This is a genomic window from Methylophaga sp. UBA5088 (genome assembly GCF_002414625.1).
GTDB classification, from domain to species: domain Bacteria; phylum Pseudomonadota; class Gammaproteobacteria; order Nitrosococcales; family Methylophagaceae; genus Methylophaga; species Methylophaga marina.
In genome coordinates this window covers 5,669-9,002 of sequence record NZ_DIAC01000068.1, presented here as the reverse complement: position 1 = coordinate 9,002, position 3,334 = coordinate 5,669, and the positions used below count along the sequence as shown (strand labels likewise).

General features: G+C 44.6%; 2 protein-coding genes and 1 pseudogene. All 3 read left to right on the top strand.

Annotation, left to right across the window (positions count from 1 at the left end; all coding sequences use genetic code 11):
* A partial coding sequence (locus B4K20_RS08625; protein WP_289282586.1) for a TonB-dependent receptor domain-containing protein occupies window positions 1-2,124 on the top strand: 2,124 nt, incomplete at its 5' end.
* A gap of 80 nt (window positions 2,125-2,204) precedes the next feature.
* Window positions 2,205-2,933, top strand: coding sequence for a Slam-dependent surface lipoprotein (locus B4K20_RS08620; RefSeq protein WP_289282585.1), 729 nt, complete (start codon window positions 2,205-2,207; stop codon window positions 2,931-2,933).
* Between the two features lie 75 nt (window positions 2,934-3,008).
* A pseudogene (locus tag B4K20_RS08615) lies at window positions 3,009-3,334 on the top strand (peptide signal); the annotation flags it as partial.

Genomic DNA, 3,334 nt, shown 5'->3' with positions numbered 1-3,334 from the left:
ACCGATATTCCCGGTTTTAATGCTCAAGGTGATATCTACGATCCAACGCTCTATGTCGAACCCCATTCAGGTGGGCAAGACTATTTTGATGACTATGCTTATCGTCTGGCTGTTGGTACCCGTCAGGAGGCATTTGATCTCATGGGGGCTTACGCTTACCGCAAGAAAGGTAACCATTTCGCAGGGAAACATCAGGATGGTTTCTACTCTCGTGGTTCGGATAATCTTCAAGACAATATGATTCCTGATATGGCCAACATCTATAAGCCAGGGGATGAACTGCCCAATACTTCAAGCGAAATGGAATCCTGGTTAGCAAAAGCCAAGTTCAAATTCAGTGATAACCACAGCCTCTCATTTGGTTACCGCGATACATCCACTACCTATGGCGAAATATTCCCGTCACGAATTTCATGGGAAAGAGCTGTCGATGAAGGTGTGCCGCAATGGCCATTAAGTGAAGTAAAAGCAAAAGCGTATAACGTCGAATACGAGCTCAACCCTGAAACCAATCGTTGGGTCGATTTGTATGCCAGTGTCTGGAGAACGGATACCGTCAGTGACACCTACACGGCAGGTGGTTACCCCAATGAACCTTATGATAACAATGCCTCGGGTAATACCACTCTTCGTAATACAGCACTAAGAAATGCCAAAGAAGATCGTCGTGGTGTCACCTTGAGCAATACCTTTGCTTTGATGGATAACCTCGATCTGACCGTGGGCGGCCGTTATCAGCATGAAAAATTACGTTCTGATGATCGTTATGATCCGACGGGTAGCTTCCGAATGTATCCCAAAGCTGGACGTCGTCAAGAAAAAGAAATGAATTTCAACTTTGCCTGGAAACCCACACACTTTCTTAGTGTGGATGCCGGCATGCGTTATTCCTCTTTCTGGACGTTTGATGATTTTCGTAAAAGCCAATTGGATGCGGGTAACACCAGCCTCAATAGTTATGCACCGACTATAGGAAGAACCATCCACGTTGAATATGACAAGGTGATTACTCAGGCTGATGTCGATCCAGAAATACAGAATTGGGAGGATAACCGTGCCTTCTGGGAGTCAATGGGGGCTGACGTAGACGCCTTCATCCAGCAGATTCAAGATACTGTAGGTACAACGGAAACAGCATCCTATGAAAGCGTCTGGAAAGTCGGTAAAGATGGCAAATATTATAGAAATAATCACCCCTGCTTAACGGCTGATGTCGATGTGACGGCTTGTCATAAGGGGGCGCAGGTCATTGGCAATGTGCAAACCATTAAAAAGGTGAAACACCTTAAAGGGGATGGTTGGGCTCCAGTTCTATCGGTTGCGATGGATCTGAATGACGATAGTCGTATCTATGCTCGCCATAGTCAGGCTTATCGTTTCCCCAGTTTATTTGAAAATACCATTAGTTTTTCAGCCTCGCTACCTAACCCGGATTACGAGTTAAAACCAGAGCATATCTATAACTACGAAATCGGCTATGTGCATAACCTGGCAGGCGTTTTTGATGCGGATTATGCCGATATCAAACTCAGTTATTTTTATAACCGCACTGAAAACGTTATCGAGCGTGACCCTAATATGAACTTTAGCAATCTCGAAAAACAAACGCTGGAAGGGATTGAGTTTCAGGGTCGCTATGACAACGGCAGCTTTTTTACCAACCTGAGCCTGGCCTATAACTTCGAAAATGAAGTCTGTGATGAGTCATCTGCTGTTGTGCTCGATTATCGATCCACCAGTAATTGTGTTGAAGATGGCTTTGTCGGTGGTTATCTGGTAAGCATGGCCATGCCGGAATACACCGCAAACTGGACGCTGGGCGGGCGATTTTTCAATCGTAAATTAGAGCTAGGAAGTCGTGTCACCTATTACTACAAACATGAAGATAAGTTTGAAAGTAACTATCGCGATCCTTCTGACATCACTTTCTTCGCCAATACACCACTGTCATGGGACACCATCCTGTTATTTGATGCCTATGCCAGCTATCAGTTAAACGACGATATCAGTGTTGAACTGACCGGTACTAATCTCAGCAATGAGTACTACATCGATCCGATGAGTCGTTCTGCTATCCCCGCCCCAGGGCGCACATTCAAACTCAGCCTCACGGCTAAATTTTAATCATGAGACAAGGAGGTGGTTTCTCAAAAAAAACAGTGTTACCGAATAACTAACTATTTTTTAAATACGAGGACAATATGATGAAAACATTACAAAAACTATCAATTCTTGCTTTAGCTTTAGGTTTTACTGGTTTGGCTCATGCCACAGAGTCTGGTCAGAGCTATTTAGGGGATATTACTGTCGGAGGAACAACAAGTACGACGCCTGATCACCCTGGCACAACAGGAGCACCAGGTGTTGGTGTTACCGATTTTCATAACGGAGCTATGGTAAGTTTTTCTGGTCTGACCAATATGGTTAGTGCTGATGGCAATGGTATCTATACGATTACACCCGCCATGATGCCACCTTCACACTCTGCTTTGGGTTATTTTGATTTCGCTAAAGTATCAGGGGAGGAGGTTTATTTCGGTGAGTGGTCACAAAATGGCACCACAAATGATCCAACGCGTGTGGTTTATTACTCTGGGGATGATACAGGCACCACCATGCCAACCACTGGTACAGCGGCCTACACCGTTAAAGGTATCAACAATTACAACGGCTCTAACTTACTGACAGGTACGCTGAATGCTAACTTCGGCACAGACAACCTATCCGGCTCAATGAGCAGAACTGGTCTTAGCATTGCTATCAACGCCTCAATTGACAGCTCGGATGCTAGCTTCTCAGGTGACGCTTTAGCTAATAGCTCAACTATGGGTACCACTGAAGGTCACTTCTATGGTGCTGATGCTGCCGCTTTAGCAGGGATTGCTAAATTTTCTAACCGTGATTATGACACTGCTTTTGGTGGTGCGAAGTAATCATTGTTAGTTCAAGGATGAAATATGGCCAGATGCTTTCGGGCATCTGGCTTTTTCCTTTTCATGAGTTTCAACATGATGTTTGATGTACACCGATCTAATTACTCCCTCACTTCAAGATGGGTAGCGTTTTTGTGCCTGACCGTTTTATCGTTAACCAGTCCGAACAGTTGGGCAGATGATAAAGACACGTCTCTTCGTTTGAATCAGGGTATTGAGTTACGCGCTGATCAACAAGAGCAGGAAATCCTGAAAGATGAGGATTATCTACGAGGAGAACGCCCCAGTTTAATCATTGATGGTCAGTCATATACTGTTCAGCACAACAGTAATGATGTGGGTCGTGCCCTGTATGTGTCATTGCAGAAAAAACAGTGGTCATCGGTGAAGTTTTTTCTAGA